The 6,298-nt window shown below is 70.5% G+C and carries 6 protein-coding genes; 3 read left to right on the top strand and 3 right to left on the bottom strand.

What is annotated here, in order from left to right; all coding sequences use genetic code 11:
* A partial coding sequence (locus tag RM479_RS24490; protein WP_311514063.1) for an anthranilate synthase component II occupies nucleotides 1-564 on the bottom strand: 564 nt, incomplete at its 3' end.
* 152 nt (nucleotides 565-716) lie between these two features.
* On the opposite strand from RM479_RS24490, the gene RM479_RS24485 reads away from it, so the two are divergent.
* The gene (locus tag RM479_RS24485) at nucleotides 717-935 is read left to right on the top strand and encodes an SHOCT domain-containing protein (protein WP_311514062.1); all 219 of its coding nucleotides are present in this window, start codon (nucleotides 717-719) and stop codon (nucleotides 933-935) included.
* Between the two features lie 413 nt (nucleotides 936-1,348).
* Entirely contained in the window at nucleotides 1,349-3,010 is a 1,662-nt protein-coding gene (locus RM479_RS24480; RefSeq protein ID WP_311514061.1) for an ABC-F family ATP-binding cassette domain-containing protein, read from the top strand.
* Nucleotides 3,011-3,150: 140 nt separating this feature from the next.
* Here RM479_RS24480 and RM479_RS24475 read toward each other — a convergent pair whose 3' ends face one another.
* Nucleotides 3,151-4,572 carry a sugar porter family MFS transporter gene (locus RM479_RS24475; protein ID WP_311514060.1) on the bottom strand — a complete coding sequence of 474 codons (1,422 nt, stop codon included), beginning with the start codon at nucleotides 4,570-4,572 and terminating at the stop codon, nucleotides 3,151-3,153.
* 293 nt (nucleotides 4,573-4,865) lie between these two features.
* Between RM479_RS24475 and bioB the strand changes: the two genes are divergently transcribed.
* Nucleotides 4,866-5,927 (top strand): biotin synthase BioB, encoded by a 1,062-nt coding sequence (bioB, locus tag RM479_RS24470; RefSeq protein ID WP_311514059.1) that lies wholly within the window; start codon nucleotides 4,866-4,868, stop codon nucleotides 5,925-5,927.
* 49 nt (nucleotides 5,928-5,976) lie between these two features.
* Here the strand turns inward: bioB and RM479_RS24465 are convergent, their stop codons facing one another.
* On the bottom strand, nucleotides 5,977-6,258 hold the full coding sequence (locus RM479_RS24465; RefSeq protein ID WP_274809701.1) for a YiaA/YiaB family inner membrane protein: 282 nt from the start codon (nucleotides 6,256-6,258) through the stop codon (nucleotides 5,977-5,979).
* Nucleotides 6,259-6,298 lie beyond the last annotated feature (40 nt).

Raw genomic sequence — 6,298 nt, 5'->3', positions numbered from 1 at the left:
GTCCAGGAAGTTGCCGATGAGGGCGGCGCCGTGTTGCCCGGCGATCGACTCGGGGTGGAACTGCACCCCCCACCGTGGCAGGGTGCGGTGTTCCAGGGCCATGACCACGCCGTCCTCGGCCCGGGCGGTGACCGTCAGGGGTGCGGGCAGGGGTTCGGGGACGGCCAGCGAGTGGTAGCGCACCGCGGTGAAGTCCTGTGGCAGCCCTTCGAACAGGCCCCGGCCGGTGTGGCGCACCCGGGTCAGGTGGCCGTGGCGGGGGCGGGGGGCCGAGACCACGTCGGCCCCGGCCAGGTGGGCGATGGCCTGGTGGCCCAGGCACACGCCCAGGACCGGGAGCCGGGTGGCGGCCAGGAGTTCGGGGACCCGGCCCAGGTCGCGCGGGTGTTGGGGGCGGCCCGGTCCGGGTGAGATCACGATGGCGTCCACGCCGGCGAGGTCGAACCGGTTCCAGTCGGGGTCGTCGTTGGTGAGCACGACGGGTTCGGTCCCGGCGACCTCGGCGATCAGCTGGAACAGGTTGTAGGTGTAGGAATCGTGATTGTCCACGAGGAGAACGCGCATCCCGCCCCTTTTCGTCCGGATGGCGACATCCCAGGTTAAGGCGACCGGCGCGGGGTCCGCGTTGTGCACAGGTCCGGTCGGCCCCTGGTGCGGACCGGTCCGCCCGGGTAGACAGGAAGGTGAAGGGTTCCCTCCGTAGCAGGGAGTACGCCGTGACCGCTTTCTTCGCCACGATCGTGATCCTGGTCATGGTCGCGTTGGGCACCTATCTGGTGATCACGGTGGCGGCCGGGTCCACCGCCGGGAAGGTCGCGCCCCCGGACCGGACCCCTCCCGGGGTCGACCGCGCCCAGGAGGAGCTGCGGCTGAGATACGCGCGCGGTGAGATCGGCCGCGAGGAGTACCTCCAACGCAAGATCGACCTGGAGTGAGCGGTGCCGGCACTCCCCCGGCCCGGGCGATCCCCGTGTTCGGGGAAGGCGCCGCCGGTCGGCCGTGTGCCGCCCCGTCCCTGATCCGGTCGGGTCGGGCGAGGAGGTCCCCTCGGGGGGTGGTGTTCGGTTCTCCGTTGGCATCGGGGTGCGGGGCGTGTAGATTGGCGCCCGTCCCTGTCGTCTACGAATGAGGTGGACGTTGCGCATCTGAGGTTCGCGATCATCACGCGGCACGGCCTTTAGCCTGCCATCACCCTCGGCCCCGGGCCCTCGGTGATCCGCGTGTGCAGAACCTCGGTGCACGAGCCGTCCCCGTCACGGGACCCCTCTCACCGCTCCTTGTCGGCCCCGGCCGCGTGGTGCTCGCATACGAAGCCCTTGTCACTTCGCTTCCGTATTGCGAGAGAACCATGTCACAACCCACCGCCGCCGGTGTCTCCGTCGCGTGCTCCTCCCTGACCGTCGCCTGGGCCGACGGCACGACCGTGTTCGAGGACCTGTCCCTGACCGTGGGCCGGGGCCGTACGGGCCTGGTCGGCGCCAATGGTTCGGGCAAGTCCACCCTGCTCGGACTCCTGGCCGGGGCGAGGAAGCCCACGTCGGGGTCGGTGACCGTCCGCGGACGGGTCGCCCACCTGCCGCAGAACATCGCCCTGGACACCGATCTGCGCGTCGACCGGGCCCTGGGCATCGCCGACACCCGTGCGGCGCTCAAGGCCATCGAGGCCGGCGCGGTGTCCGAGGAGCACTTCGAAACGGTCGGCGAGGACTGGGATGTCGAGGAGCGCGCCCTGGCCACCCTGGGCGCGCTCGGCCTGGACGGCATCGAACTGGACCGCACCGTGGGGCGGATCTCCGGCGGTGAGGCGACCCTGTTGCGCCTGGCGGCCCTGCTGCTGGAACGCCCCGATGTCCTGCTGCTCGACGAGCCCACCAACAACCTCGACCTGTTCGCCCGACGCCGGCTGTACGACGCCGTCGACGGGTGGCGCTCGGGCACTCTGATCGTGGTCAGCCACGATCGCGACCTGCTGGAGCGCGTGGACCGCATCGCCGAGCTGCGCTCGGGGTCGATCACCTGGTACGGGGGTGGTTGGTCGGCCTACCAGGAGGCGCTGGCGGTGCAGCGGGAGGCGGCCGAGCGCACCCTGCGGGCCGCCGACGCCGACGTCAGGCGGCAAAAACGCGAGTTGGAGGAGACCCGGACCAAACTGGCCCGCCGGCTGAGGCAGAACCGCAGGGTCCAGGCCCGGGGCGGTATCCCCAAGATCGTCGCCGGCAACCTCGAACGCCGATCCCAGGAGTCGTCGGGCAGGCTCAAGGGGGTGCACGAGGAGCGCCTCGACGAGGCGCGCGAGCGCCGGGAGGAGGCCGCCGACGCGGTTCGTGAGGACGCCGAGATCACGGTCGATCTACCGGAGACCGCCGTGCCCTCGGGGCGGGAGGTCCTCAGGGCCGAGGGGCTGACCCCGGTGCACGGGATCCTGAGGGGCGCGGACCTGTGGGTGCGCGGTCCCGAGCGGATCGCCCTGGTGGGCCGCAACGGGGCGGGTAAGACCACCCTGTTGCGCACCCTGCTCGGGGAGTTGGAGCCGAAGGAGGGGCGGGCGCGGGTGTTCGTGCCGGCCCGGTTCCTGCCCCAGCGGCTGGACATGCTGGACGACTCCCTGACCGTGGTGGAGAACGTCGAACGGTCGGCGCCGGGGGTGGAGGATCGGCGTATCCGCTCCCAGTTGGCCCGGTTCCTGTTCCGAGGGGCGCGCGCCGCCCAGGAGGTGGGGACCCTGTCGGGCGGCGAGCGGTTCCGGGCCACGCTGGCGGCGCTGCTGCTGGCCTCCCCCGCCCCGCAGTTGTTGGTGTTGGACGAGCCCACGAACAACCTGGACGTGTCCGGTGTGCGGCGGTTGACCGCTGCCCTGGGGTCCTACGAGGGCGCGCTGATGGTGGCCGGGCACGACCTGCCGTTCCTGGAGTCGATCGGTATCACGCGGTGGTTGTTCGTCGGCGAGGGGCTGGTCGAGACCACGGCCGAGGGGGTGCGCGCCCTGCTGGCGGGCGAGCCCTCGGGATGATCGCGGTGCCCGCCGCGCCCGGGGCGCGGCGGGCCGGTCCGGCACTCCCGGGAAGCCCGGGTTCCGGGTGCCGGTGGCCGACCATCGACCTCACCCCGGGGGTGCCGCCCCGGGGTGTCACGGCGAACTCCCCGGCCCGCTCAGCCGGTCATCTCCTCCAGCGTCTTGCCCTTGGTCTCCTTCACGAACCGCCAGACGAACAGCAACGACAGCAGGGCGAAGCCCGCGTAGATGAGGTAGGAGCCGCTCAGGCTCCAGTCGCGCAGGCTGGGGAAGCTGACGGTGATGAGCCAGTTGGCCAGCCACTGGGTGGCGGTGGCCACGCCCATCGCGGCGGCGCGGATCCGCAAGGGGAACATCTCACCGAGCAGCACCCACACGACCACACCCCAGGACAGGGCGAAGAACAGCACGAAGGAGCTCGCCGCCGTCAACGCCACGGCCGCCCACACGAACGGCAGGCTCACCTCGTCGCCGTCGACCACGGCGTTCCCGAACGCGTAGGAGGCGGTGGCCAGCGCGAGGGTCATGCCCACCGAGCCCACCAGCAGCAGGGGCTTGCGGCCGATCCGGTCCACCAGGGTGATGGCGATGACGGTGCCGACGATGTTGACGACCGAGGTGAACAGGCTCAACAGCAGCGAGTCGGTTTCGGCGATGCCCACCGACTGCCACAGCGAACTGGAGTAGTAGAAGATGACGTTGATGCCCACGAGCTGTTGGAACGCCGACAGGGCCATGCCGATCCACACGATCGGCAACAGCAGGTAGGGGCCGCGCAGGTCGCTCAGCTTGGGCCGTACCTCCGAGCCCAGGGCCTGGCGGATCTCCCCGATGCGGCGTTCGATGCGTTCGGCGCCGCCGCCCTCCACGTCGGACAGGATGGTCCGGGCCCTGTCCACCTGTCCCACCCGCACCAGGTAGCGGGGGGATTCGGGGATGAGCAGGCTGAGCAGCAGGTAGATCGCGGCGGGCAGCACCTCCATGCCGAGCATCCACTGCCAGGCCTGGACGGGTCCGAGCATGTTCTGGGAGCTGCCGTCGGCGATCTGGGCGATGCCGTAGTTGACCAGCTGCGAGCAGGCGATGCCCAGCACGATCGCGAGCTGTTGCAGCGATCCCAGCCTGCCCCGGTAGGCGGCCGGTGAGACCTCGGCGATGTAGGTGGGGGCGATGACCGAGGCCATGCCGATGGCGACGCCGCCGAGGACGCGCCAGGCGGTCAGGTCCCACACGCTGAACGGTAGGGCCGAGCCGATGGCGCTGATCGCGAAGAGCGCACCGGCGACCTGCATGACCCGGATGCGCCCGTGGCGGTCGGCCAGGTAACCGGCGGTGGCCGCGCCCAGCACACAGCCGAGCAGGGCCGAGGCGATGGTGAAGCCCAGGACCGCCGAGTTGACCTCGAACCTGGCCTGGATGGCGTCGACGGCGCCGTTGATGACGGCGCTGTCGTACCCGAAGAGGAAACCGCCCATGGCGGCGGCCATGGCGATCATCGTCACGTGGACGATGTTCGCCTCCCCGCTCTCCCCTGTTGTCCCCTTGTCGACACTGCTCACGCCCGCTCCCCCCGACGACCGACCTTCCCAGAGTGCACCCGACGCGACCGTGCGTCACGGCCCCGGTACCCGACGCTGGGGCAAAGATGCCCAACGATGCCCGTTGTTTGGGACGTTCGGGGGAAGCCCGTGGTCGACGGGCGGGGGCGGGCCGTCGAGCGCGGCTGACTCCGACTCCCCGTACATCACCGGATACCGCCCGAAAACGGTCGCGCCCTTACAAGAGTCGGGCGGTGTTTTTGGCGGGTCCGGTGGATGCGCCGCACCGGGTCGGCCCTTCAGGATCGTATTCCGTGACGATCTACCAGCCTTTGGCCGACAAGGCCCTGCGCCGTGAGACCCCCACCCGCGACGAGTTGTGCGCCGTCCTGAGCGGATCCGACGACGACCTGATGGATCTGGTCGCGGCGGCCTTCCGGGTACGACTGCGGTACTTCGGCCGCCGCGTCAAACTCAACTATCTGGTCAACATGAAGAGCGGTCTGTGCCCGGAGGACTGCTTCTACTGCTCGCAGCGGCTCGGCTCGGAGGCCGAGATCGTCAAGTACACCTGGCTCAAGCCCGATCAGACCCGTGAGGTCGTCGATCAGGGGGTCAGGGCCGGTGCCAGTCGCGTGTGCCTGGTGGCGTCCGGGCGCGGCCCCACCGACCGCGACGTGGACCGGCTGGCCCCCACCATCGAGGGCATCAAGAAGGAGCACCCGGGGGTGGAGGTGTGCGCCTGTCTGGGGTTGTTGTCGCAGGGGCAGGCCGAACGGTTGCGCGAGGCGGGTGTGGACGCCTACAACCACAACCTCAACACGTCGGAGGAACGGTACGCCGACATCTGCACCACCCATGAGTTCGCCGACCGGGTCGACACGGTGGAACAGGCCAAGCACGCCGGTCTGTCGCCGTGCTCGGGGCTGATCGCGGGGATGCGCGAGGGCGACGACGATCTCATCGACGCCCTGTTCGCGTTGCGGGAACTGGGGCCGGACTCGGTGCCGGTCAACTTCCTCATGCCGTTCGAGGGCACCCCCTTGGAGGGCACCTGGGAGCTGACCCCGCAGCGCTGTCTGCGCATCCTGGCGGCGGCCCGGTTCGTGTTCCCCGACGTGGAGGTGCGGCTGGCCGGGGGTCGGGAGATCCACCTGCGCACGCTGCAACCGTTGGCGCTGCACATCGTCAACTCGTTGTTCCTGGGCGACTACCTCACCAGTGAGGGGCAGGCCGGCAAGGCCGACCTGGAGATGATCGCCGACGCGGGGTTCGAGGTGCAGGGCGCGGGCGAGCCCACCCTGCCGCGCGAACGCCACGACCTGTTGCGTCCGCGCCGCCGGGGCGCCGGAACCGCTCTTCCGCCCAACGCCTGATCCGCGGCCCCGCCACCGCCCTGGCACACGCGGTGGCGGGGGGCGGGGTTCACCGCTGCTGGGGGACCTGTTCGGCGCCGTTCCACTGCTGGTACTGCTGGGCGGCCTCGGCGGCGGCCTGGTCCTCCTGGCGGTCGCGCACGCACTTGGCGAGTGTGAAGGTGGCGGTGACGACGTACAGCAGGCCCATGCCCAGGAACGCGCGGATCCACAGGTCGACGGGCAGGAAGACGATGCCCACGCCCAGGCCCAGGGAGGCGGCGGCGAAGGAGATCATCGACTGGAGGTAGAACTGGGGGCTGGACCTGGGGGTGGGGGCGAAGAGGTTCATGTACCCATGATCGTCCGGGCCGGTGGGGGTGCGCCTGAGT

It is taken from the genome of Nocardiopsis lambiniae (assembly GCF_031845465.1).
GTDB lineage: Bacteria > Actinomycetota > Actinomycetes > Streptosporangiales > Streptosporangiaceae > Nocardiopsis > Nocardiopsis lambiniae.
The sequence above is the reverse complement of the archived record's forward strand: the minus strand, read 5'-3'. Positions and strand labels throughout refer to the sequence as shown.